The 24526-nt window shown below is 62.1% G+C and carries 19 protein-coding genes; 6 read left to right on the forward strand and 13 right to left on the reverse strand.

All coding sequences use genetic code 11. The features are described 5' to 3' along the window. Positions 1 to 38: 38 nt before the first annotated feature. The 6 genes from ACWPVA_RS20595 to ACWPVA_RS20620 form a co-directional block, all read right to left on the reverse strand. On the reverse strand, positions 39 to 446 hold the full coding sequence (locus tag ACWPVA_RS20595) for a hypothetical protein (protein WP_454289438.1): 408 nt from the start codon (positions 444 to 446) through the stop codon (positions 39 to 41). A 79-nt stretch (positions 447 to 525) separates the two neighbouring features. Further along, positions 526 to 2616: a penicillin-binding protein 1C gene (pbpC, locus tag ACWPVA_RS20600; RefSeq protein ID WP_454289439.1), complete on the reverse strand. Its 2091-nt coding sequence runs from the start codon at positions 2614 to 2616 to the stop codon at positions 526 to 528. Further along, entirely contained in the window at positions 2616 to 8072 is a 5457-nt protein-coding gene (locus ACWPVA_RS20605; protein WP_454289440.1) for an alpha-2-macroglobulin family protein, read from the reverse strand. Before ACWPVA_RS20605 ends, pbpC begins: the two co-directional genes overlap by 1 nt. 109 nt (positions 8073 to 8181) lie before the next feature. Beyond that, positions 8182 to 9459, reverse strand: a complete 1278-nt coding sequence (locus ACWPVA_RS20610) for a CynX/NimT family MFS transporter (RefSeq protein WP_454289658.1) — start codon at positions 9457 to 9459, stop codon at positions 8182 to 8184. 2 nt (positions 9460 to 9461) lie between these two features. After that, positions 9462 to 10139, reverse strand: a complete 678-nt coding sequence (locus ACWPVA_RS20615; protein WP_454289441.1) for a FadR/GntR family transcriptional regulator — start codon at positions 10137 to 10139, stop codon at positions 9462 to 9464. Between the two features lie 76 nt (positions 10140 to 10215). Continuing rightward, positions 10216 to 11139, reverse strand: coding sequence for a LysR family transcriptional regulator (locus ACWPVA_RS20620; RefSeq protein WP_454289442.1), 924 nt, complete (start codon positions 11137 to 11139; stop codon positions 10216 to 10218). Between the two features lie 99 nt (positions 11140 to 11238). On the opposite strand from ACWPVA_RS20620, the gene ACWPVA_RS20625 reads away from it, so the two are divergent. Both ACWPVA_RS20625 and ACWPVA_RS20630 read left to right on the forward strand, forming a co-directional pair. Further along, positions 11239 to 12426 (forward strand): acyl-CoA dehydrogenase, encoded by a 1188-nt coding sequence (locus ACWPVA_RS20625; protein WP_454289443.1) that lies wholly within the window; start codon positions 11239 to 11241, stop codon positions 12424 to 12426. Between the two features lie 296 nt (positions 12427 to 12722). Beyond that, positions 12723 to 13847, forward strand: coding sequence for a PAS domain-containing protein (locus ACWPVA_RS20630; protein ID WP_454289444.1), 1125 nt, complete (start codon positions 12723 to 12725; stop codon positions 13845 to 13847). Between the two features lie 35 nt (positions 13848 to 13882). On the opposite strand, the gene glgX is transcribed toward ACWPVA_RS20630, so the two are convergent. Further along, entirely contained in the window at positions 13883 to 15961 is a 2079-nt protein-coding gene (glgX, locus tag ACWPVA_RS20635; protein WP_454289445.1) for a glycogen debranching protein GlgX, read from the reverse strand. Between the two features lie 160 nt (positions 15962 to 16121). Here glgX and ACWPVA_RS20640 point away from each other — a divergent pair, with 160 nt between their 5' ends. Together ACWPVA_RS20640 and ACWPVA_RS20645 are read left to right on the forward strand one after the other, a co-directional pair. Then, the gene (locus tag ACWPVA_RS20640; protein WP_454289446.1) at positions 16122 to 16322 is read left to right on the forward strand and encodes a DUF3008 family protein; all 201 of its coding nucleotides are present in this window, start codon (positions 16122 to 16124) and stop codon (positions 16320 to 16322) included. Between the two features lie 16 nt (positions 16323 to 16338). Next, positions 16339 to 17121, forward strand: coding sequence for an SDR family oxidoreductase (locus ACWPVA_RS20645; protein WP_454289447.1), 783 nt, complete (start codon positions 16339 to 16341; stop codon positions 17119 to 17121). Positions 17122 to 17276: 155 nt separating this feature from the next. Here ACWPVA_RS20645 and ACWPVA_RS20650 read toward each other — a convergent pair whose 3' ends face one another. After that, positions 17277 to 17657, reverse strand: coding sequence for a hypothetical protein (locus tag ACWPVA_RS20650; protein WP_454289448.1), 381 nt, complete (start codon positions 17655 to 17657; stop codon positions 17277 to 17279). A 225-nt stretch (positions 17658 to 17882) separates the two neighbouring features. Here ACWPVA_RS20650 and ACWPVA_RS20655 point away from each other — a divergent pair, with 225 nt between their 5' ends. Then, positions 17883 to 18281, forward strand: a complete 399-nt coding sequence (locus ACWPVA_RS20655; RefSeq protein WP_454289449.1) for a response regulator — start codon at positions 17883 to 17885, stop codon at positions 18279 to 18281. A gap of 12 nt (positions 18282 to 18293) precedes the next feature. Here the strand turns inward: ACWPVA_RS20655 and ACWPVA_RS20660 are convergent, their stop codons facing one another. Next, complete coding sequence (locus ACWPVA_RS20660; RefSeq protein WP_454289450.1) at positions 18294 to 18998, reverse strand: riboflavin synthase subunit alpha; 705 nt, start codon at positions 18996 to 18998, stop codon at positions 18294 to 18296. 157 nt (positions 18999 to 19155) lie between these two features. Here ACWPVA_RS20660 and ACWPVA_RS20665 point away from each other — a divergent pair, with 157 nt between their 5' ends. Continuing rightward, entirely contained in the window at positions 19156 to 20079 is a 924-nt protein-coding gene (locus ACWPVA_RS20665) for a 1-phosphofructokinase family hexose kinase (RefSeq protein WP_454289451.1), read from the forward strand. A gap of 26 nt (positions 20080 to 20105) precedes the next feature. On the opposite strand, the gene ACWPVA_RS20670 is transcribed toward ACWPVA_RS20665, so the two are convergent. From ACWPVA_RS20670 to ACWPVA_RS20685, 4 genes are all read right to left on the reverse strand, one after another. Continuing rightward, positions 20106 to 21215, reverse strand: coding sequence for an ABC transporter ATP-binding protein (locus ACWPVA_RS20670; protein ID WP_454289452.1), 1110 nt, complete (start codon positions 21213 to 21215; stop codon positions 20106 to 20108). A gap of 4 nt (positions 21216 to 21219) precedes the next feature. Next, positions 21220 to 22113, reverse strand: coding sequence for a carbohydrate ABC transporter permease (locus ACWPVA_RS20675; protein WP_454289453.1), 894 nt, complete (start codon positions 22111 to 22113; stop codon positions 21220 to 21222). Then, positions 22110 to 22934: a carbohydrate ABC transporter permease gene (locus ACWPVA_RS20680; protein WP_454289454.1), complete on the reverse strand. Its 825-nt coding sequence runs from the start codon at positions 22932 to 22934 to the stop codon at positions 22110 to 22112. The genes ACWPVA_RS20675 and ACWPVA_RS20680 overlap by 4 nt, the downstream gene beginning before the upstream one ends. A gap of 191 nt (positions 22935 to 23125) precedes the next feature. Next, complete coding sequence (locus ACWPVA_RS20685) at positions 23126 to 24364, reverse strand: ABC transporter substrate-binding protein (RefSeq protein ID WP_454289659.1); 1239 nt, start codon at positions 24362 to 24364, stop codon at positions 23126 to 23128. Between the last annotated feature and the right edge of the window lie 162 nt (positions 24365 to 24526).

Consider the following 24526-nt stretch of genomic DNA (forward strand, 5'->3'; position numbering starts at 1 on the left):
GTCGAAAAGCTGGAAAACCTCGTTTGGCCGGGCCACCGTCAAAGCGTATTGCCGATCCGCGCGGTTCCAGTCTGGCCATTGTTGCGCGTCCACTTCAACCGGCGATCGTCTATCCGCTCGAGCTCGAAGCACATTGGCTCGCCCTTGTACCAACTGGTGAATTTCTGACAGAGGCGATCGCTGTCGATCCACCAGCGGCCCGTATCATTGGGCTTGGCAAAACGGCCAAGGCCGAGCGCCTCGCCTGTTCCGTCGACACGTCCATCCATGCGATAGTTAAGCGGAAACTCGCCGCCGAAGGGAACGGCAAGATAGATGCGCTTGCCGATGATCGATTGCTTGATCTCGGTGGCGTCAAAGCGGTTCTGGTTGGCGGTGGCGGTGTTTGTCAGAAAAAGCGAGGCGGCAAGCGCTGCAAGCACCGTGATCGTTTTTACCGTCGTCATCCGTCTGGTCTCCCTACCGGTTTCCATGCATGTTCTGTTGGAAGATACGGAGCGCATGCGACGGTGGATCAGGTTGACCTCATGGCGAGCGTATAAAAATTCCCACGCTCGCCGCGCGGCCGACGGCGTCGATGACCGTCAGCGTGGAATAGCCCGAGCCCTCCGGCGTCCAATCGCTGGTGCGCCGCCGGGTCGGTTCGGCCAGCGGCTTGCCATTGGCGAGCCAACGGAACGGTGCCCGACCGGCCTGCAGCTTGAGGATCAGCGGCAGGGCCGAACCGTCCGGCGCGGCGCCGAGTTCGACATGCGCGCCTTCGGGCGGATAGACGATCTGGGGTGGTTTTTCCCGCCCCGACGCGGAGACGAGGCCGTTCGGCTGCATGGAGAACCGCCGCTGGCTGATGGGGAGCTCGGCCTGGGTGATGCGGACAGCACCACGGGGAGCGGGCGGCAGAGATGTGCCGGCGACGCCCGACTTCGCGAAGGCCTCGAACAATACAGGGGCGGCCGTGGCATAGCCGGAAATACCGGGGATGGCGGCATTGTCTGGCCGGCCGATCCATACGCCGATCACATAGCGCCCGTCATAACCGACGGACCAGGCATCGCGATAGCCGTAGCTGGTGCCGGTCTTGTAGGCGATGCCGCTCTTTGGACTGCCGAGCGGCGGCAGCACCGCGGAGAGGACGTCCGCGACATTCCAGGCGGCGACGGGTTCGAACAGGGGCGGGCTGTCGATCGCTCCGGGCAGATCGCGGATGCCGTCACCGAGCCTCACCGGCTTCTCGCGGTTGGCAAGACCGGCATAGAGCTGGACCAGATCCTTCAGCGACAGGCCGACCCCGCCGAGCGCAATCGCAAGGCCCGGCGCTTCGGCCGTCGGCAGTCGCGGCGTCACCTCGGCGCGGCGCAGGCGGGCCATGAGCTTGGTCGGGCCGAGTGCATCGAGAAGGCGAACCGCCGGCACGTTGAGCGACAATTGCAGCGCCTGTCGAATCGATACGTCGCCCTGGTAGGTCATGTCGAAATTCTTCGGGCGGTAGCCGAAGAAGTCGGCGGGGCGATCCTCGACAATGGTCTCCTGGGCGACAAGGCCCTCTTCGAAAGCAAGGCCATAGATGAAGGGTTTCAGCGTCGAGCCCGGCGAGCGGCTCTGGCGCGTCATGTCGATCCAGCCGGAACGCGACGCGTCGAAATAGTCGGCGGCGCCGACTTCGGCGAGGATTTCGCCGGTCTCCGCATCGGCCATCATCAGGGCGAGCGAAACCTTGGGGTCGAGCTTGGCCGAGGCATGCAGCGCGACGGTTTCCAGCCTCTGCTGGATGTCGGCATTCAACGTTGTTGCATGGCGCTCGGCCGTCGGGTCCTTCTTGCGGGCGGCTTCCGCCAAATGTGCGGCCAATGCCGGCAGCTGCGCGCGCCGGGTCGGAACGGCACTTGTGTCGGCGCGGGCGATCTCGCTGGTGTCCAGGACACCGGCTGTCTGCATGCGCTCGAGAACGCGGTGACGGGCGGCTTCGGCGGTTGCCGGATGGCGATCGGGCCGGCGACGTTCCGGCAGTTGCGGCAAGGCGACGAGCAGGGCGGCCTCCGCGACCGAAAGCCGGCGCGGCTCCTTGCCGAAATAGGCAAGGCTTGCGGCCCGCACGCCCTCGAGATTGCCGCCATAGGGAGCGAGCGTCAGATAGAGATCGAGGATTTCCGCCTTGCCGAGTCGTCGCTCGATCTGGATCGCCCGGGCGATCTGGATGAGCTTGGCGGTGATCGACCGTTCGCGCCGTGGCTCGATCAGGCGTGCCACCTGCATACTGATGGTCGAGCCGCCGGAGATAATGCGGCCATTGGCGACGAGCTGGAGCGCAGCCCGGCCAAGTGCCACGGGATCGACCCCTGCATGTTCATCGAAGCGCCGGTCCTCATAGGCTATCAGCATTTTGAGGAACTGCGGATCGACATCGGCTGCACGTGTCCGCAACCGCCAAAGCCCGTCCCGCGTGGCAAAGGCGCGCAACAGCCGGCCGTCACGATCGGCCACTTCCGTCGAGACGCTTGCCGCAGCTTGGAGCGGCGGCGGGAACGCCCGGTCGGCCCAGATAAGGCCGGCGACGAGCACCCCCGCTGCCAGAAAGGCGGCAAGGGTGCCGATGCAGATGGTTCGAACCAGCTTCATTATTCCGCTGCCAGGACCTCCATGCGCCCTGTCGCCGTGCGGGCGAAGAACTGCGGGCGATACATGTCCTCGACATGGGCAGCGGGGTGGTCATAGACGCCCGGCGTCACCGCGCGGACCACATAGGCCAGCGTGATCGCACCGTTCTCCCCCGCGTTCCGCGTGATGGCCGCGACGAAGCGGTCGTTGCGGAATTCGAGATGGGCGGTTTCGGTTTCGCCGATCCAGTCGAAATTGGCGAGCTTGGCGCTATCGACGAGGCTCGGATTGTCGATCTCGAAGCCGGCCGGCAGAAGGTCGGTGATCAGCAGTTCGGCCGGCCATTCGTCGGTTTCGGTGACTTCGAGCACGACGACATAGCGCTCGTTCTGGCTCGCCTCGCTGACATTCGCTTCCTCGCCGTCGAGCGTGTAGTAGCTGCGGGCGATGGTGAAGCCTTCCTCGGTTGCCGGCAGCGGTACGCTCGGCGCGGCGACCGTGGTGACCGAGGCCGTCAGCGCATCGCTGCTCTTGTTGGTCAGCGTGACCGCATGTTGGAGCAGCGCGTCCCCGGAAATGCTGGCGCGGTAACCGCCGCTATGATCGGCGCCGTTGACCTCCACATTGATGCCCTCGTCGCCCTGGTCCAGCGCGCGGGCGGCGAGCAGCGCCCAGGTCTGTTCCTGGGTGCTGAGATAACGCTTCTCGCGCAGTTCCGCACTCACCACCTTGGCTAGCATGGGCACGATCGGCGGCACGGGCCGGCTCTCGGCGGCGAGCGCCAGGACGGCGGCGGCGTCGCGCAAGGACGAGCCGTAGTCCGAGCGGTTGAGGCTGACCTTGTGGATGCGGGCTTCCTCCGACATGCCGGCGGCATCGAGGAAGACGGCGCGCGAGCGTTCGGCATCGCCGTAAAGGGCGAGGGCGGCCGCCAGATGCGCCTTGGACAGCGGCGTCGGGAACTCGCCGAGCATCGTGTCTGCATAATAGCGCAGGTCACTGATCGCGGCCTTGCGGTTGCGGGCGAGCACGTAGAGCGAATAGGCGATCTCGTTGCCGCGATCCTTGATGTTGGTGTCGTAGCCGATGCGGTTCTGCAGGTTTTCCAGCGCCTGCACCATGGCTTCGTCCGGCACGTCGAACTTCTGTTCGCGTGCCCGGGTCAGGAAATCGCTGACATAGGCGTCGAGCCAGAGGTCCTCGTAGCCCGGCGCCCAGAGGCCGAAACTGCCGCTCGACGACTGGTAGGACAGCACGCGGTAGACCGCGTCCTGGACACGCTTCTTGATCTCGGCGTCGGCGGGCAGGCCGGAGCCGGACTGCAGCTCGTCGAAATAGACGAGCGGAAGCGCGCGGCTGGTGGTCTGCTCGGCGCAGCCATAGGGGTAGCGGTCGAGGCTCATCATCAGCGCCGGGATATCGAAGCCCTCGGCACGGGAGACGTTCAGGCTGACCGAGGCGTCCTGCAACAGGCTGTCGGCCAGAAGGTCGCCGTCGACGGTCAAGCTGCGGCCGGCGGCAAGGTTGATGATCCGACGCTCGGTGACTGGCAGCGAGGACGGCCTGACCGGGACGATAAGCTGCTGGTCGAGCGAAATCCCGTCGCCACCGGAAAGGGCGATGTCGATGGTGCCCTGGCCCGGCTGCACGCCGGTCAGCGGCAGGGTCACCGTCGTCTTGCCGCCGGCTTCGAGGCTGATCGTCTGCGTGGCATCGTCTGCGTCGACCAAGACCGGATCGCTTGGCGTGACCGCCAGCGTGTAATCGCCGGCCGGAGCGTCGGTGGCGACGATGTCGAGCCTCAGAGCACTGACGTCGCCGGGGGCGAGGAAGCGTGGCAGGCTCGCCGTGACGACGATCGGATCGCGGATGATCACATCGGTCTGGGCATGGCCGAGGCCGGTTTTCGACCAGGCGACCGCCATGATACGGGCCGTGCCGTTGAACTGCGGAATGTCGAAGCTGACGGTTGCCTTGCCTTGCGCATCCAGCTTCACCGGACCGGAGAAGAAGGCGACGAGCTTTTCCTTTGGCGGATTGCCCTGAAGCGGCATTTCGGCGCCGTCACCGCCGGTGCGCAACTTGCCCGTCGCACCGAGCGAGCCGTCGATCAGGCGGCCATAGAGGTCGCGCATTTCGATGCCCAGGCGGCGCTGGCCGAAATACCAGGTTTCCGGATCGGGCGCTTCGTAGCGCGTCAGGTTGAGGATGCCGACGTCGACGGCGGCGACCATGACATAGGCTTCCTCGCCGATGCCGGCTCCGGCCACCTCGATCGGGATCTGCAGCGCCTGGCGCGGCAGTGTCTTTTCCGGGGGCGAGAGCTTGATCGCCAGCTTGTCACTGCCGGGATCGACGGTCAGCCAGGTGACGCCGATTGCGCGCATCGGCATGCGGCTTTCCTGGGCCTCGCCGGGACGGAACAGGGTGGCGGTGACATAGGCGCCGGGGCCAAAATCGGCGGTGATCGGAATTTCGACCTCGCCGCCGCCGACCGGAATGCTGGCGGTCTGGGCGGTCACCAGCGTGTCGGTGCCGACGGTCAGCAAGAGTTCGCCGGCAAAGCGCGGTGAAACCTTCAGCCTGGCGGTGTCGCCGACCGTGTAGTTTTCCTTGTCGAGGCCGATTTCCAGCGCGTCGGGCGTTTCGGTCGAGCTCGCCTCGACGAACCAGCCGGCGTCGAATTCTACGCTGGTCGCAGCACCGTCGCTGCTCGCCTGTTCGATTTCGAGGCGATAGCGGCCCCAGGTGACGGGCACGGCGATTTCCGCGCCGTCGCTCTTTATGTCCACGGTGCCGTCGGCCACCTGCTTGGTGGTGATGATGGGTTCATAGCGCCAGGACGAGCCCTCGCGATACCACTGGTAGTTCCGCTCCAGGCTGACGAGCTTCCACTTGGCGCCGGCAAGCGCCTGCTTTTCACCGTCGGGGCCGACGGCGATGACATGGAATTGGCCGGTGGAGTTCTCGGCGAGGTCGCCAGTAAATTCCGGCTTCACGCCGATCATCGCCCCTTCGGGACGGACTGGCAGGGTGAGCTTGCGCTCCACCGCCCGGCCGCCGCCTTCGACCATGCGCAGCACGATCTCGGCTTCCAGCATCTGCGTGGTCGATGGCAGTTCGCTGATGTCGACGTCGAAGCTTGTCTTGCCGTCGTCGTCGAGCGGTTCGAGTGCCTCAAGCGGGATGCGGGTATCTTCGCTCTGCTCCTCGTCGGCAAGGCCGAAGACATAGCGCTCGAAGGCCGGGCTCGTGCGGGTCGGCCGGATGTTCACCTCGCCCTCAAGCATCAGGCCGGCAGCCGGAGCGCCGTAGAGATAGCGGCCGTCGACGGAAACCGGTACGGGGACGCCCGGCTCGACGCTCGTGGTGTCGCTGGTGATGTCGAATTCCAGCCGGTCCGGCACGAAATCGTCGACCAGGAAGCCCTTCTGGGCGATCGGTTCCTTCTTCGGATCGGTGTGGATGTTGATCGTCCAGGTGCCGCGCATGGCGTCGGCCAGCAGCGGAAGATCGGCGGAATAACCGCCGAGCGTATCGCTGGTTACCACCATGCGGCGGAATTCCACCCCGTCGGGACGGTTGAAGATGAAGGTGAGCGGCAGCTTTTCGATCGCGTCGGCCTCGGTGTCGCGCGACAGGGCGGCGGCATGCACCGTCTCGCCGGGGCGATAGATGCCGCGTTCGGTCCAGGCGAGCACGTCGATGGCGCCGGGCGCCGGACGTCCGGTGACGCCGCGGTCGGAGAGATCGAAGCCGGCGCGGGTCATGTCGAGGAAGACGTTGTCGTCCTCGCCCTTGCGGGCGACGATCACGGCCGGGGCAAGCGCTGCCCCGGCGCGCATCAGGCCTGCGTCGAAGCGGGCGCGGCCGTCTGAATCGGTGCGGGCCGTGGCGAGGATTTCGTTATTCTTGGCGATCAGCTGAAGATCGACATCGGCAAGCGGCGCCGCGCTTGCCAGCGAGCGGGCGAAGACATGCAGGCCGTCAGTGCCGGCAAAGGTCGAGAGCCCGATGTCGGAGACAACGAACCACTGGGTGGCCCGGGTGTCCCAGTCCTCGCTGTTGGCGTTAGCGACGGCGGCGGTCATCACATAGATGCCGGCGCGGCGCTTGGGCAGCGCCTCGTCGACCGGGAAGCTGGTGATCACGTCCTTGTTGAGCTCGCTGGCAATGTAGATCGTGCCCTGCCAGATCAACTCGCCGCTTTCGCTTTCGATGCGGTCGGCGCCGTAGCCGTCGAGCTGGGTGAGGAACTGCGAGGCGGCCAGTAGCGGGGCCACATTACGGTCGCCGATCCGGTAGAGCTCCAGCTTGGCGCTCTCCGTGTTGACCGAGACCATTGGGATGCCTCGCCGGGCGGTCGAAGGCAGAACGAAATTGTCGCCGGTGAAGCGCACGGCGGCCGAGCGATCCTTCACATAGACTTCGAGATCGACCTGGGCTTCGAGGTTTTCCTCGACGGAGGAGGGCAGGCCGGCACGGAGCGCCAGCTTGTAGCGCTGGCCGTGGGTCAGGCCTTCGACGCAGATCTGGTTGTCCTTGGCTTCGACGGCCTTCGGAGCCGAACCGTCGAGGGTGACGAAGGGGGTATAGTCGACGCCGCGCTTGACCAGCGGATCGGAGAATTCGACGCAGGCGCGCGGCGTCAGGCTGTCGGCATCGACCGTGTGGCTGACGACGCGGAAGCCCTTGCGGGCGCGCAGGTCGTTATAGGCGGCCTGCACGGTCTTGGCGGTCACCAGTTCGAGGCTGGCCTTGTAGGCGCTGAGTGCGCCGCGATAGTTCTCCGAGTTCTCCAGCCCCTTGGCGAGCACGGCGAGCGCATCGGCGCGGGCCTGGGTGGAGCGGGTCAGGAGGAAACCGTTGAGAGCGGCAAGCACGCCCTGGCCGGTCATTTCGCTATTGCCCGTGACGGAATTGGCGGTGCGCGCCACTTCGATCCACAGGGCCGGATCTTCGGGGGTCAAGGCGAGCGCGCCCTTGAAGGCGTGAAGGGCACCTTCGTAATTGCTGGTGTACAGCGCCTGCCGACCCTGTTCCAGCAGGGCGTTGTGCCCGAAACCCTGCTGGTCTTCGCCAAGCGCCAGGTTGGCGCGCTGCTGGCGGGCATCTTCCATCAGTTGTTCGGAGACGAAATCCGGGCGCTGCGGTGCGCCGATATCCGGCTCGGCGCCCTGCTCGACAATGCGGCCGGCCACCGCGCCGGCGAAGGTGTTCAACTGGTTGAAGTCTGACTTCAGGAAGCACCACTTGACCTTAGGATTATAGGTGAAGGCCCGGCATTCCTGGTCGGCGATGCAACTCGCCTGACATTGGGTGAGCGACACATTCTGCTCGGTTCTGAGGTCGAACCCAAAATAGTCGCCGTCTCGGGTGGTGACGACGCTGCGTCCTCCGGCCGAAAGCGCGGGTGGCGCAAGCGCCAGAAGGCCAAACAAGAGTGCGGTGAAACCGTTGGACCTGCGCCTGGACATAATGTCCCTCCCCACGCTTGAGCATTTTCGCGGAGAGTACTCTTCGTCCATAACAGGCGCTTGTCAATCGCAGCCGATGACGCGCTGTGAGCGCCGGCACAGCCGCCAGTCAAGGTGTGTTCTGGAGGGTCCTGACATCGACATGCAAGGCGCGCCCCGCGCCCCAGCCGTTGATCGCAGCGCCCAGGCCGAAGGCGACGAAGACGATTGATGCCGCGGCAAAATTGCCGGTCCAGTCGCGGATCAGGCCGACGAGAAGCGGTGCGATCGCGGCCAGCGTGTAGCCGACGAACTGCGCCATGCCCGACAGGTGGGCCGCGACATGCTGGTCGGGCGAGCGCAGCACGACGGCGGTGAGCGCCACGGCGACCAGGCCGCCCTGGCCGATGCCTTGCAGTACGGCAAAGGGCCAGACGGTCCAGAGCGGTGCGAACAGAAGGCCGAGCAAGCCGGTGACGGCGATGGCGGCCAATGCGACGTGAACCACGCGCTGGTCCTTGCCGCGCACGGCGATCTGCGGGGAGGCGATGCAGGAGGCTGCCTGCACCATAACCGAGAGCGAAACAATTGCACCGGCTGTGACGCCATCAACGCCGCGATCGCGAAGGATCGGCACGAGCCAACCGAAGACGCAATAGGCGAGCGCCGATTGCAGGCCCATGAACAGCGTGACCTGCCAGGCCAGCCTGTCGCGCCAGAGGCCCTCGACGCGAAAGCTGGTTTTTGCCGGCTTCGCCCTGCTGCCGAGGGCCTGAGGCAGCCAGATCAGGCCGACCATGACAACCGGAATAGCCCAGATCGCCAAGGCGGCGCCAAGCGAGCCGCCCAAGGCGTTCTCGATTGGCAGGGTGAAGCCCGCGGCGGCAGCGGCCCCGCCGCAGAGCGCCATGGTGTAAAAGCCGGTCATCAGCGCGGCCTTGTCGGGAAAGTCGCGTTTGACCAGTCCAGGTAGAAGGACATTGCCGATGGCGATGCACGCCCCGGCAAGGGCGGTGCCGAGGAAGAGCAGGGGGACGGAATGGAAGCCACGCAGTGCGGTACCGAGGGCCAGCAGGGCAACGGCGGCAAGCAAGGTGCGCTCCGCGCCGAGGCGCCCGGCAAGCCGAGGCGCAAGTGGCGAGAACAGGCCGAGGCAGGCAACCGGGACTGTCGTCAGGAGGCTCGCGCCGGCTGCCGACAGTCCGAGCTCGGTGCGGATTTCCGGCAGCAAGGCCGAGGCGCTGGAGAACAACGGGCGCAGGTTGAAGGCGATCAGTACCAGGCTGATGCCGAGCAGCAGACGTGCGAGCGGGCTCATCGACGCGGTGGGCGGCGCATCGGGTGGCATGTCCTCCGCGTCGATCAGGAGTTCATCGCCTAGATCGAGCGGTTTGGTCTGATCCGTCATGGTCACGTTTTGGTCTTTCCGTCGAGGAAGGCGAAGACCGGCGCCATGAAGCGGCGCACCGCCGCATCGGCATTGTCCGGGTCGCGGGTTTCAATGGCATCGACGATCGCCAGATGGGCGGCCATGTCGGGTTCCGGCAGTTCGCCGCCGGTTGTCGCCTGGATCGTCTCCGCGATCGAGGTCGAGAAGAAATCGAAGAGTTCGATCATGGCGCGGTTACCAGAGGCAGCGACCACTGCCTTGTGGAAGGCGAGGTCGCGGATGATGAAACTCTCCCGGTCGCCCACGTTGGAGTTTCCGCGTTGGGCCAGCAAAGCGCGTAGCCGGGTGATCGTCGCCGGTGTCGCCCTCTTGGCCGCAAGCCGGGCCGCCTCGACATCGAGAGCGCAACGGGCTTCAAAGCGGTCGCGAAGGCTCGCATGGCGGGCGGCGTCCAGTGTGCGGCGGCTGTCTGCTGCGGAGCGGACATAGGTGCCGGATCCCTGCAGCACTTCGAGCAGGCCCTGGGAGGCGAGCACGCGCACGGCCTCGCGGACGGTGCCGCGGCTGACGCCGAGGGTGGCGGACAGTGCGGCCTCGTTTGGAAGACGCGATCCCACGGGGAAGCGGCCGGCAATGATCTCGGCGCGGATCGCTTCAGTCGCTGTGTCAGCGAGGCTGGTTTTCTGAACAGGCTTCATGATGCAATAGATTAAATCATCGGATGACTTTGACAAGTAAGAAAATCGGACGGAGGGGGCTCGACTTTCCTGAAGCTCAGGCGGGGCCGCCGTCGCTCGACGCGTTGAATTCCCGCACCTGCCCCAGCAGCCAATTGGAAAAGGCGGTGGCTGGCTGGTAGGCCATCTTCGACAGTGGGCGGACAAGATAATAGGCGCTGGCGCTCTTCACCTCGTGGTTCCAGGCGCGCACCAACTGCCCGCTCGCCAGTTCCGGCTCGATCAGGAAGGTCGGCACCAGCGCGATGCCGAGGCCGGCAAGGCAGGCCTGGACCACGTTGGAGAATTGTTCGAAGCGCATGCCGCCGCCGCGGCCGTTGGCTATGCCGAGGCTTGCGAACCAATGTTCCCAGGCGCGCGGTCGCGAGGCCATGTCGAACAGCGGCATGGAGAGCATGTCTTCCGGTCGCGCCACGGGGTGGTCGCGCAGAAAGGCCGGGCTGCAGGCCGGCACCACCATTTCCTGCATGAGGAACTGGCAATCGGTGCCGGGCCAGTTGGGCTCGCCGATGTGGATCGCGGCATCGAGGCCGGAGCTTTCGAAGTCGAATTGGCCGATGCGGGTGGCAAAATCGATGATGATCGAAGGGTGCTTCTGCAGGAAGTCGGGTATGCGCGGCATCAGCCAGCGGGTGCCGAAGGTCGGCAGGATGGCGAGGCGCAGGTGGGTGTCCTCCGCCTTGGCCATGGCCTCCAGGGAAAGGGTGCGGATCGTCGCCAGCGCGTCGCCGATGCCTTTGGCATAGTAACGACCGATCGGGGTCAGCTCCACGCCACGGTTGTTGCGATCGAACAGCTTGACCCCGAGCTGGTCTTCGAGGAGGGATATCTGCCGGCTGATCGCGCCTTGCGTGAGGTTCAGCTCGTTGGCGGCGGCGGAGAAACTCCCGAGCTTGGCGACGGAATCGAAGGCGGCGAGCGCGCTGGTCGAAGGCAGAAAACGGCGTTGATGGGTCAGCATTGGCTATGAATAGACCTGATAGCCGCATGAGTAAACATGTCTTGCGTTCGCCTGCCATTTCGTCAATCTATGCACCAGTTTAAAGAGGATATCAGACCAATGAGCGAAATGCGGCCGTTTTCCTGGAGTGATCCATTCCTGATGGCGGAGGCGCTCTCCGAAGACGAGCGCATGATCCAGGCCTCCGCCGAGGCCTTTGCCCAGAGCGAGCTCATGCCGCGCATCAACGAAGCCTATCTCGGTGAGACCGTTGCGCCGGAACTGTTCAAGCTGATGGGCCAGGCCGGCCTGCTGGGTGTCACGCTGCCGGAGAAGTACGGCGCGGCGGATGCGAGCTATGTCTCCTACGGCCTCGTGGCCCGCGAAGTCGAGCGCGTCGATTCCGGCTATCGCTCGATGATGAGCGTGCAGTCCTCGCTGGTCATCTACCCGATCTATGCCTATGGCTCGGAAGAGCAGAAGGACAAGTACCTGCCAGGTCTCGTCTCGGGCGAACTGATCGGCTGCTTCGGCCTGACCGAGCCGGATGCCGGCTCCGATCCGGGCGGCATGAAGACCCGTGCGGAGAAGATCGAAGGCGGCTATCGCCTGCGCGGCTCCAAGATGTGGATCTCCAATGCCCCGATCGCCGACGTCTTCGTCGTCTGGGCGAAGTCGGAAGCCCATGGCGGGGAAATCCGCGGCTTCGTGCTGGAAAAGGGCATGAAGGGCCTCTCGGCACCGAAGATCGGCGGCAAGCTGTCGCTGCGCGCCTCGGTCACCGGCGAAATCGTCATGGACGGCGTCGAGGTGGGCGAAGATGCGATCCTGCCGGGTGTTTCCGGCCTGAAGGGTCCGTTCGGCTGCCTCAACCGCGCCCGCTACGGCATTTCCTGGGGCGTCATGGGGGCGGCCGAGGATTGCTGGCACCGTGCCCGTCAATATGGCCTCGATCGCAAGCAGTTCGGCAAGCCGCTCGCCGGCATGCAGCTCTACCAGAAGAAGCTCGCCGACATGCAGACGGAAATAACGCTCGGCCTGTTTGCCTCGCTGCGCGTCGGCCGGCTGATGGACGAGCACCAGTTCGCTCCGGAAATGATCTCGCTGATCAAGCGCAACAACTGCGGGAAGGCGCTCGACATCGCCCGCCAGGCTCGTGACATGCACGGCGGCAACGGCATTCAGATCGAGTATCACGTCATGCGTCACGCGCAGAACCTGGAGACGGTCAACACCTACGAGGGCACGCATGATGTCCACGCGCTGATCCTCGGACGGGCGCAAACCGGCATTCAGGCGTTCTTCTAAGAGCGCCGGAAACTCCTCATTCTTCCAAGGCGGCCTCCGGCCGCCTTACTTTTTTTGGTATTTCATCTGCCAGTCGTGTCGCCGGAAGGGCTTGCGAGCTCTTCCGTCCGAAAAAACAGCCTGATTTCCGTATTTTCGGGCCTTTTCGTGCCAGATCGTCAGATTTTTGCGATTTATCAAGAGGCATGAGAATTCGATTGGTTGTCCGCCGCGCCGTGGGCTAGCACTGAGCAAACGAATCCCCGTCTGTTAGAGTATTATAAAGGCATCATTGAAACGCAATCATCGCGATTTCTGTGGCGTCCAGCGGCCACACGCTTGGGCGTGGAACTGATCCAAGGGCACTGGCGCGGCGTATCAGACGAGGATGCAATTTAGACCGGAGCCTTCAGCGGCTAGGAGAAGCAGACATGTATGCCGTTACCGTACTGGAGAAGGAGGCGCTTGCCGCATTCAGGCGGGAGCACCCCTGGCTGGAATTTCCCGATGACATTCGAGAAGTATCCGTGTTTTTCGATGATAGCGGCAGTCCGGCCCGCCTCACCGCTGTTGCCGTTGGTGGGGAAGGCCTCGACTCTCCGGCCGATACGAACCGGTTTTCGACTGAAACTGTACTCGCACTTATACGGTTCGCACCGCATGGGAAACCGATGTCTTGGGAATGCCCTGGCGAGGCGCGGGTTTGGCGTATACTTGAAGGCTTGCCGACGTGCGACGAGATGGTCTTGGTGGACGCTACGGTCGAGGCAAGCCGCCGCGCCCTGCTTGAAGAGGCCTACGAACTCGTGCGGCAAATGGCAGCTGACGCCTATCGGGAGCTTGCGGCGTCTGCGCGTTCGCAGCGCGAGTCGAAGCGGCTGCGCGAAGCGGCCCTTGCCATTCCCGACGGTCTCAAAGACGTAAACCCGGAGAACAAACCTCTGTTCCTCGAGGTCGATCTCTGGCGGCTCGTTGCCGTCATCCGGGACGAAGCTCTTATGCCTCCGGATCACGAGATGCCGGCGGCACAGGAACTGGAAGACCTGGATCGGTTGATCGGTGTCGCGGACGACAACGAGGCCGGCTCGAACTCGCTCATCCAAACGCTTTTCGATCTGTCGCCGGTCGCTTTTTCAATCTCGACCACCGGGAAGAACAGTTCGCGCTACGTGCGCGTCAACAAGGCCTATCTGGAGTTGGTCGGCAAGTCCTGGGATGAAATTCGCGGCCAGGAAATGGTCTCGTCGGGTTTGGTAATCGGCAATGGGGCGAGGGAAAGAAGGCTTGCCATGTTGGACACTGTTGGCAGCTATTCCGGTGAAAAGGCGGAGATCCGCAATGCCAAAGGCGAGACTGTTTCGGTCTTGATTTCGGCCCGGCGGCTGCGGCTGGCGGGAGAACTCTACGATTTTGAGGTGATCGCTAACGCCAGCGACACCTGATCGACCGGCGCGCGCCCCCGGCGCATGCCGCTGCGTCAACTGCGACGCAAGAGTACGAGCGAGCGGGCGACGAGAAGCATGTTTTCGCCTTCTGCAATCCGGTCTCCTTGACGTGTTGGATCATTCGTCTCCATTTCGAGTTGCCAATCATCGCCACCGGTTTTCGGCAACCGGAAGTGGGCATCCGCATCGACCGGGTTGAACAGGATCAGAATCTCCGGCCAGATACCTTCGACGCCGCGCAGGTCGTCGCGTTGCATCCTCAAGGCCAACGGATTGTCATCGAGCCAGTGCTCCGGCCGCTGGGCGCCACCTTTAACGTTGTACCAATCGATCACCGTTCCGTCGCGCCAACTGGCGCGCCGCAAGAGCGGCTGCTGTTTGCGCAAGGTGATGAGCCGGTGGGTGAACTGCCGCAGTGCCTCGCAACTTTCCGGCAGGTTCTCCCAATGCAGCCAACTGATCTCGCTATCCTGGCAATAGCCGTTGTTGTTGCCCATTTGTGAGCGGCCGAATTCGTCGCCGGCGAGCAGCATGGGTGTGCCGTGGGAGAAGAACAGCGTTGACAGGAAGTTGCGCTTCTGCCGCTCGCGCAGGGCATTGATGCCAACGTCCTCGGTTGGCCCCTCTATGCCGTAGTTGTGGCTACGGTTGTGGTTATGGCCGTCGTTGTTGTCTTCGCCGTTCGCCTCGTTGTGCTTGCCGTCATAGGAGACGAGGTCGTTCAAGGTAAAGCCGTCATGGGCGGTAATGAAATTGACGCTCGCCCAAGGGCGCCGACCGCGCTGGTCGTAGATGTCGCCGGAACCGAGGAGGCGGGCGGCAAAGTCGGGTGCGCAGTTGTCACCGTTTAGCCAGTATTCCCGCGTCGAGTCGCGATACTTGTCGTTCCACTCCGCCCAACCGGGCGGGAAACCGCCGACGTGGTATCCCCCGGGACCAATGTCCCACGGCTCGCCGATCAGCTTGATTTTCGAGAGGACCGGATCCTGCGCAACTGCGTCGAAGAAACCCCCGCGCTGGTCGAAGCCTTCTGGTTCTCTTCCCAGGATGGTTCCGAGATCGAAGCGGAAGCCGTCGACGTGCATCTCTTCGGCCCAATAACGCAGGCTGTCCATCACCATTTGCAGGACGCGCGGATGGGAGGTGTTGACGGTGTTGCCGGTGCCGGTGTCGTTGATGTAGTAGCGGTGATTGTCGGGCATGGTTCGGTAGTAGGCGAAGTTATCGATCCCTTTGAAGGAGAGGGTTGGCCCGAGTTCGTTGCCTTCGGCTGTGTGGTTGTAGACGACGTCGAGGATCACTTCGATGCCGGCGTCGTGGAAGGCACGGACCATGTCGCGAAAACCCGTCAGACCCTTTTTTCCGTAATAGCGCGACGCCGGGGCAAAGAAACCAAGGCTATTATAGCCCCAGTAGTTCCTGAGGCCCTTCTCAACGAGGTGCCTGTCGTCGGGGAAGGCGTGGACCGGCAGCAGTTCGATCGAGGTTATCCCGAGACTCTTCACATAGTCCACAGCCGCCTTGTGTCCGAGTCCTTCGAACGTGCCGCGTAGTTTCTCCGGGATGGCGGGGTTCAGTTTTGTGAAACCCTTGACATGGGCCTCGTAGACGATCGTGTCCGCCCATGGAATTCGTGGAGAACCTAAATACTCTCGAGCAACCCGCGGATCGACAACGCGGCACTTCGGCATATCCTCCGCGTTGTCGAGGGTGCTGAAGGATAGATCCTTCTCCTCGCTTTCGAGGTCATAGCCGAAATGCGCCTTCGACCAAGCGATCTCCCCGACGATCTCGCGTGCGTAGGGATCGAGCAGGAGCTTGTTCGGATTGAAACGGTGGCCGTTTGCCGGGTCATAGGGGCCGTGGACCCTATAACCGTAGAGCATTCCGGATTTCACACCTGGCAGATAGCCGTGCCAAATTTCATTGGTATACTCGGGCAGTTCGATGCGGGCGATTTCCGTCTTGCCTCCGTCATCGAACAGGCACAGTTCGACACGTTCGGCATGGGCGGAAAACAGGGCGAAATTCGTGCCCTCTCCATTGAAGCGGGCACCGAGCGCCTGCCATTCACCGGGTTCTACAGCGAATTTCGTACTGCGAGCGTCCATCGAGAGAGGTCCTTGAGCGGGAGGTTGCGCATTTCAATTCGGCGCTGGGGTATTTTGTTCCGGAGAGGCTCGAAGTTCCTTCAGCGCCGTGGAACCTTCTTGCAGCCCCGGTGGTTAGCTAGTCGCATGCAGATGGTGTTCAAACCGGAGGAAACATATCATGCCCGCAAAATCCAAGGCACAGCAGAAGGCGGCCGGTGCCGCACTTTCGGCCAAGCGGGGCGAAACCAAGAAGAGTGAACTGAAGGGGGCTTCGAAGAGCATGGTCGAGTCCATGACGGAGAAGGAATTGGAGGCGCTTGCATCCACCAAGCGCAAGGGAAAATCCGAGCATGTGCCGAAGTCAAAGGCTGCATCCTGAGGAGATAGGGACGTCGATGGAATTCCAGGGCATGGTGGCATTGGTCACAGGCGCGGGATCGGGAATAGGCAAGGCGTCAGCGCTCACGCTGGCCGCGCGAGGTGCCTTCGTGGGGCTACTTGGTCGCACCGAGGAGGAACTGCGGGAGGTGCTGGCCGAGATCCAGGTTGCGGGCGGCGATGGCAGTGTCTTGATCGCCGATATCAGCGACACGAATGCCATGCGTGATGCGCTGAAAGAGCTCTGGGGCCGCAAGGGGAGGCTCGATATCGTCGTTGCCAATGCAGGGATTAACGGCACCTGGGCGCCAATCGATGATCTGACACCCGAGGAGTTCGACGAGACTGTATCTGTGAACCTGCGCGGCACCTACTTGACGCTGCACTTTGCGGTGCCGCGCTTGAAGCAGACCGGCGCCGGATCGATTGTTATCGTTTCTTCCATCAATGGCACACGGACCTTCACAACTCCGGGGGGCACGGCTTATTCTGCGACCAAGGCGGCACAGCTTGCCATGGTTCAGCAACTCGCCGTGGAGCTTGGTCAATATAACATTCGCATAAATGCGGTTTGCCCCGGAGCGATCTCGACGAATATAGACGACAATACGACGATCCGTGATCGCAAGACGTCCGAGGTTCCGGTCCATTTTCCGAAGGGCGATATTCCACTGACCGAGGGCCACCCGGGTGAGGTCGAGGACGTCGCCGAGGCTATCGCCTTTCTCGTTTCCGATCGTGCCCGCCAAATCAGTGGAACGCCCATTTGGATTGACGGAGGGCAGAGCTTGCTGCGCTAAGCAGCGCGGGCGAGAGCAAACACGACGACGTAGGGACGGTCCTGTCTGTCCTCGTTTCGCACAAATCAAATGAAGAGAAGACGCGTCAGTTCAGACCGACGCGTCTTGTTGCTGGGCATTGAGCCGCTGGACAATTGCAGTCACATCGACTGTTGTTACTTGGCGCCGGCGGTAGACGAATAGGTGGCAGAAACCGGATCGCTGGCCGGGAAACTGTCAACTAGGCCTTTGTCCACTTGGGACTCGAGTTCGCCTTCGTCATGAGCTTGCCGGGCGCTCAGCACCGCGTCAGATATGCCGTCATTTCCGCCCTCAGACTGGGTCTGGCCATGCCGGCTATCAGCCTCGGCATCAAATGAACCGACCTGCACCAGCAGCGCGCGGGCCTTCTTCAGTGCATTTTTGCGAGTCAAATCGCCGCTCTCGCCTTGTTTCATACGAACGGAAACGATCTCGCCTCCATCGCCAACGAACTCGACGGTAAAGCCGGGCACGCCGCCCATGTCTTCGTGCACCTGTGTATCGACGATCTGCATTTTGATTCTCCCATGGTTGGTCCCGTGATGAACGCCTGTGCTTCCGACTGGTTCCATCGGACAGCGCCAATATGTGGGGGCAGATGGTCGGTACCGGGGCGGCCTACGCTTGCAGGTTGTTTCCTCCTGCCCCTTAAACGCTTTGTTTACCAACTCGATCGGGAATTGACTAAAACTGAAACAAACTTCGAGTTGCAGGCGTTGAGAGGCCAAAGGAGCAATGCCATGCCAATCAAGCCCGCTATTCAAACCGACACGATCCTGATCGTTGAGGACGATGTCTTCATCTCCATGGATGCAGCCGACAGCGTCTCGCGTGCCGGGGTCAACGTCGTGACGGCCGAAACGGTTCGCGACGCGCTGGATATTCTCGAACGAGAGGAGATCTCCGCCGCCATCCTCGACTTCCACGTTCGTGATGGTGCAGTGACGCCAATCGTCGACCAATTGCGCCAGAAGGGCATTCCATTTCGGATCGTGTCTGGATCTCCGCTCGCCGAGATTGCCGCTAAGGGCATTCCTGCCGGATTATGTGCGCAAAAGCCGGCCGATTATCTGAAGGTCCTTGTCTCGCTGATCAGCGATCGTCCCTGGACCTCATTGCGGCCGAGCCATTCGGTTTGATGTCGCTCGGCATCACTGACGCTTGTCGAGCAGCCGCGTCAATGTGCGCTCCACGACGTCGACCATGACCATGGTTTGATGATCGACTTCGATATTGAGCCGGTCGCCAATCTTGTAGTGTGGAAAGGTGGTTTGCCGCAGAGTTTCGGGAATGAGGTTGATCTGAAATACATTGCCCGTGGCCTCCGCCACGGTCAAGCTTGCGCCATTGACGGCGAGAAAGCCGCGCGGAAAGATGTATTTTGCCCACTCATCGGGAACGGAAAATCGGATGAACGCGCCCGGCATGTCGCTTTTGGCGGCGACCAAGGTTGCTGTGGTCGCGATATGGCCGGCAATTGCATGGCCGCCGTTTTCGTCGGTGGGCTTGGCCGACCGTTCGATGTTAACGCTGTCACCGACGGCAAGATTGCCGAGATTGGTCCGCTCGAGTGTTGCATCCATGGCATCGAAGGTCACGACAGCGCCGTTTATCGAGGTGGCCGAGAGGCAAACGCCCTCCACAGAGACGCTGCCACCGATCTGGAGCCCCTCGACCAGCCGTTCGGGAAATCGAATATGGAACTCGGTGTATCCGTCATGACGGACGATGTTGGTGACGGGAGCAACCGCCTGAACGATGCCAGTGTACATGCTTTTTCCTGTGTTGCCCGAGGGAGCAGAAAACCCCGAGGGTCGAATTTGCGACAAAGGTAATGTCGAGTCTGCCAAAGACAACCGCTAAATCGTGACGCTCCGTCAAGATTTCCGCAGCGCGAGGTCTGGCAGGCATGCGGTCTTGCGATTAGCGAAGCATAGCCGCTATTGCTCACAGCAACGGTTGCGGTGCAAAACAATTTCTTGGATCTGTCACGAAGGGACGCTAGGCTCGGGCATGTCGAAAATTCTCTCCATCGCACTCAATCCCGCCATCGATATTTCCAGTGACGCCGATGTGGTTCGTCACACGCACAAGACCCGCACGCGCAACCAGCGTCAGCATGCCGGCGGCGGTGGGATCAATGTCGCGCGCGTCATAGTCGAACTCGGCGGCAATTGCGAATTGCTCTATTTATCCGGGGGTGCCACCGGGACGCTGCTCGAAGCCATGCTGGAACCGCTCGGGGTACGGCAACATACGTTTCCGATTAGCGACCCCGTACGCATCGCGTACAATGTTCGTGAACAGTCGACCAATCACGAATACCGCTTCGTCCCGGAAGGGCCGCAGGTAGCCGAGGAAGAACTGGCGCCTGTTTTTGAGCTGCTGGAGAGAATCGACGCGGACTATGTAGTCGCCAGCGGCAGCCTGCCACGCGGCGTCGGGGGCGATACCTATGCCCGAATGGCTGAGATTTCCGCCCGCAAGGATGCCAAGTTCATCCTCGACACATCCGGCGAGGCGCTGCACAAGACATTGGCGAGGGGGAATGTCTTCCTGGTCAAGCCCAGCCTGGGCGAATTGGCAAGCTTTGTCGGCAAGAAGATCGACCATGAAAGTGCCGGGGCGGCGGCCCAGGCCATCGTCCGCAGTGGGGCCGCCCGGTATATTGCCGTGACGCTCGGGGCCGATGGCGCGATTCTCGTCGGTGACGATATGATCCATAGGGTGCCGGCAATTGAAGTCCCGGTCACCTCGGCTGTTGGGGCTGGCGACAGTTTCGTCGCAGCCATGACCTGGTCCCTGGCCGAGGGCTATAAGATCGAGGAGGCCTTCCGCTTCGGTTTGGCGGCCGGGGCTGCGGCAGTGATGACGTCTGGTACTGAACTCTGCCGGCGTGCCGATGTGCTGTCGCTCTACGAAGCCAGCAAGATCTGACTTTTTCAGCCGAGAGGAGGCCGAGGCTAGAGACGCATACCCGTCTCACCGTCGAAGAGCTTGGCTTTGCTCATGTTGACTTCGAAACGGAAGGCCTCGCCCGGCCTGGCGCGTTCTTCCGGGCGCACGCGCGCGATTGCCTCAATGCCGCCCAGCGTGAAGACCAGCATGGTATCCGGTCCCGTTGGTTCGACCACGTCGATGGCCCGTTCGAAGACAAAAAGGCTGGCGCCGGGCGTGTCATGGGCGCCGACATGCGTGATCGTCTCCGGTCGGAGGCCGAGATAGACATCCTGGCCGACACGCTCACAGACCTTGGCGGCTTGATGAGGAGCGAGGGGAAAGCGGATGGTTCCTTCCTCATCGGACACGGCGATAGCCAGACCACCCTCGTTGATGACCTGTCCCTTGACGATATTCATGGATGGAGAGCCCATGAACCCTGCGACGAACAAGTCGACAGGGTTCTCGTAGACCTCCTCCGGCGTGCCGAATTGACGGACATGACCGTTGTCCATCACGGCAATGCGCGAGGCGAGTGTCATCGCCTCGATCTGGTCATGGGTAACGTAGACGATCGTCTTGCCGAGGCGCTGGTGCAGCTTCTTGACTTCGGTCCGCATCTCGATGCGAAGCTTCGCGTCGAGGTTGGAGAGGGGCTCGTCGAACAGGAAGACGTCGGGATTGCGCACCAGCGCGCGGCCCATGGCGACGCGTTGGCGCTGGCCGCCCGACAATTGGCCCGGCTTGCGGTCCAGTAACTGCTCGATATGCAAAAGTTGGGAGACCTCGGCGAGCGCCTTGTCCTGCAGCGCGCGATCGACGCCACGGGTCTTCATCCCGAAGGTGATGTTTTCCTGTACCGTTTTCGTCGGATAGAGCGCGTAGGATTGGAACACCATGGCGATATTGCGGTCCTTCGGCGGTACGTCATTGACCAGCGTGTCGCCGATACGGATCTCGCCGCTGGTTAGGGTTTCGAGGCCAGCGATCAGGTTGAGCAGGGTGGATTTGCCGCAGCCGGATGGACCGACCAGCACGATGAACTCGCCGTCCTCCAGATCGATGCTCACACCCTTGATAACTTCCACCGGGCCAAACTTTTTCCAGACGTCCCGCAGTTCTACTTTTGCCATTTCATCAACCTTTCACGGCACCTGCGGCCAGACCGCGGACGAAATATTTGCCTGCCACGATGTAGACGAGCAGGGTCGGCAAGGCGGCGATGATCGCCGCCGCCATGTCGACATTGTATTCCTTCACGCCGGTGCTGGACGCGACGATGTTATTGAGCGCAACTGTGACCGGATTGCTGTCGCCAACCGTGAAGGCCACACCGAACAGGAAGTCGTTCCAGATCTGCGTAAACTGCCAGATGACGGCCACGACAATGGTCGGCAGGGACATGGGCAAGAGCAGGGTGAAAAAGATGCCGAAGAAGCCGGCACCGTCGATTTTCGCCGCATGGACGATACCGTCCGACACGCCGACGAAGAAATTGCGGAAAAACAGCGTGGTGAAGGCGAGGCCGTAGACGGTATGGACCAGGATCAGGCCGTAGACGCTTCCCGCCAGGCCGAAATAGCCGAGCATGCGGGCCATGGGCAGCAGCACGACCTGAAAGGGAATGAAGGACCCGAACAGCATCAGTGCGAAGATGATGTCAGCACCCGGAAACTTCCACTTGGTCAGCGCGTAGCCGTTGAGCGCACCGAGCAGGGTGGAAATCGCAACCGCGGGGACAACCATCAGGATCGAGTTCATGAAATAGGGCTGCAGGCCGGTGCAGCGTACGCCGACGCAGGCCGAGCTCCACGCTTTTGCCCAGGCAGCGAAGGTTACGTCCTTGGGCAGGCTGATCAGTGATGACGTACGGATCTCCTCGAGCGATTTCAGCGAGGTCGAGATCATCACGAAGAGCGGCATCAGGTAATAGATGCAGAAAAGCCCGAGGATGGTGAAGAGCAGCAGACGCAATATCGTATTCTTCAAACCCTTGGGGCGGACGATGCCGGAGATGGCGGCTCTGCTCATTTCGCCGGCCTCCTCAGTTCCGAATAGAGATAGGGAATGAAGATCGCTGTGACGGTAACCAGCATCATCACCGCGCTTGCCGCCGCCGTGCCGAGTTCGCTGCGCTGGAAGGCAAAGGAATACATGAAGGTCGCCGGCATGTCGGTGGCATAGCCCGGTCCGCCGCCGGTGAGCGCCATGACCAGGTCGAAGCTCTTGATCGCTAGGTGCGCGAGAATGACGAAGGCGGAGAAGAAGACCGGCCGGACGATCGGCAGGATGATGCTCCAATAGGTGCGGAAGGGGCTCGCGCCGTCGATCGCCGCCGCTTTGATGATCTCGTCGTCTACCGAGCGCAGGCCGGCGAGAAACAGCGCCATGACATAGCCGGAGGATTGCCAGACGCCGGCGATCACGACGGTGTAGATCGCCATGTTCGGATCGACCAGCCAGTCGAAATTGAAATTGGGAAAACCCCAGTCCTGGATGATTTTCTCGATGCCGAGCGTCGGGTTGAGGATCCATTTCCATGCGGTTCCGGTGACGATGAACGACAGCGCCATCGGGTAGAGATAGATCGTGCGGATCATGCCTTCCGCGCGGATTCGCTGGTCGAGCAGGATCGCCAGGATCAAGCCTATCAGCATGCAGCCGATCATGAACAGACTGGTGAAGATGAGCAGGTTCTCAATCGCCACGAACCAGCGCGGCGTACTCCATAGCCGCTCATATTGAGCAAGGCCGACGAGCGTGTAGTTCGGCATAACGCCGGACTTGGTGAAGGAGATATAGATGGTCCAGGCGATAAAGCCGTAGACGAACAACAAGCTTGCGGCAAACATCGGCGAAACGACGATCTGCGGCAGCCATCGCTCTAAAAAACGGTCGAATGCGACCCGTCAACTCCTTGTGCTCATTTCCGGCCCCTCCTCGCACCGTATTCATCCTTCGTCGGGCATGTCGCCACGTCAAAGGAACTGGCCGGGGCACAGCTGTTTGCCATGCCCCGGTGGTTGCCTAGCGAAGAAGAGCCTTACTGAGCGCGCTTCACCGCTTCGCCCAGGGCCTTGGCCCCATCGGCGGAGCTCATGTCCGAATTGAAGAAGTTGGTGACGACATCAAGGATTTCGCCCCGCACCGTACGCGGAACCGCCATTTCATGTGCCATGGACGGGACGAAGGTGTTGTTCTCAACGGCGGCGGTCATGTCCTCGTGGGATTTGAGGGCGCAGCTGTCGAACTTGTCCAGCTTGATATCGGTGCGAGCGGGAATAGAGCCCTTGGCCAGGTTGAAGGTTTCCTGGAACTCGGGCGACATGATCAGGCTCGCCAATACCTTCTGGCCTTCGATCCGGTCATCGCCAGCGACTTTGAAGAAGGCGAAGCTGTCGGTGTTGAAGCTGAAGCCGTTCCCGGGCGTCGGGGCGCAGATGAAGTCCTTGCCCGGCACTTTTCCGGCGGCGAGGAACTCGCCCTTGGCCCAGTCGCCCATGATCTGGAAGCCGGCTTCGCCATTCATCACCATGGCGGTTGCGAGGTTCCAGTCACGGCCGGAGAAGCCCGGATCGACATAGCCGCGCAGCTTGCGGAGTTGGTCGAAGACCTTGACCATGGTTTCGCCGGTCAGGGCTTCCTCGTCGAGCTCAATGAGCGCCTTGCGGTAGAAGTCGGCACCTTCACTCAACACGATTGTCTCGAAAATGGTCGCGTCCTGCCAAGGCTGCCCACCATGAGCGAGCGGAGTAATGCCAGCGGCCTTCAGCTTGTCGGCCACGGCGTTGAATTCGTCCCAGGTCGTCGGCACTTCTGCATCGACCTTGGCCAATACCTCGGGGTTGATCCACATCCAGTCGATGCGGTGGACGTTGACCGGGGCGGCCACGTACTTGCCCTGGTATTTCATGATCTCGGCCATGGACGGCGGCAGGACGTCGTCCCATTTCTCGGCCGTGGCCACTTCCTCGACATCGGCCAGACCACCCTGGTCCGCCCATTCCTGGATGCCGGGGCCTTTCAGCTGGACGGCGGCCGGAGGATTGCCAGCCATTACCCGTGCCCGCAGCGCAGTCATCGCGGCGTCACCGCCGCCGCCAGCGATCGGCGAATCTTCCCATGTTCCGCCCTGCTTTTCAAAGGCCTCTTTCAAGGTTCCGACGGCCTTGGCTTCGCCGCCCGACGTCCACCAGTGGAGAACCTCAACGGTGCCGCCGGCATGGCCTGCGGTTGGCAACATGAACAGAGAAACGACGGTGGCAGACAAAATGGATTTCAAGTTACGCATGGCATCCTCCCGTGTATTGCGGACGCAAGGTCCGATTGCCGAATGGCTTGGAAAAGGTGACTTCGGTCCATAGAAACCCGCTGTCACCACATGGGCGCTTTACGAGCATCCGTACGATATCACGATACAACGATATCGATAGGCTGTTTTGAC

The organism is Rhizobium arsenicireducens, from assembly GCF_964021225.1.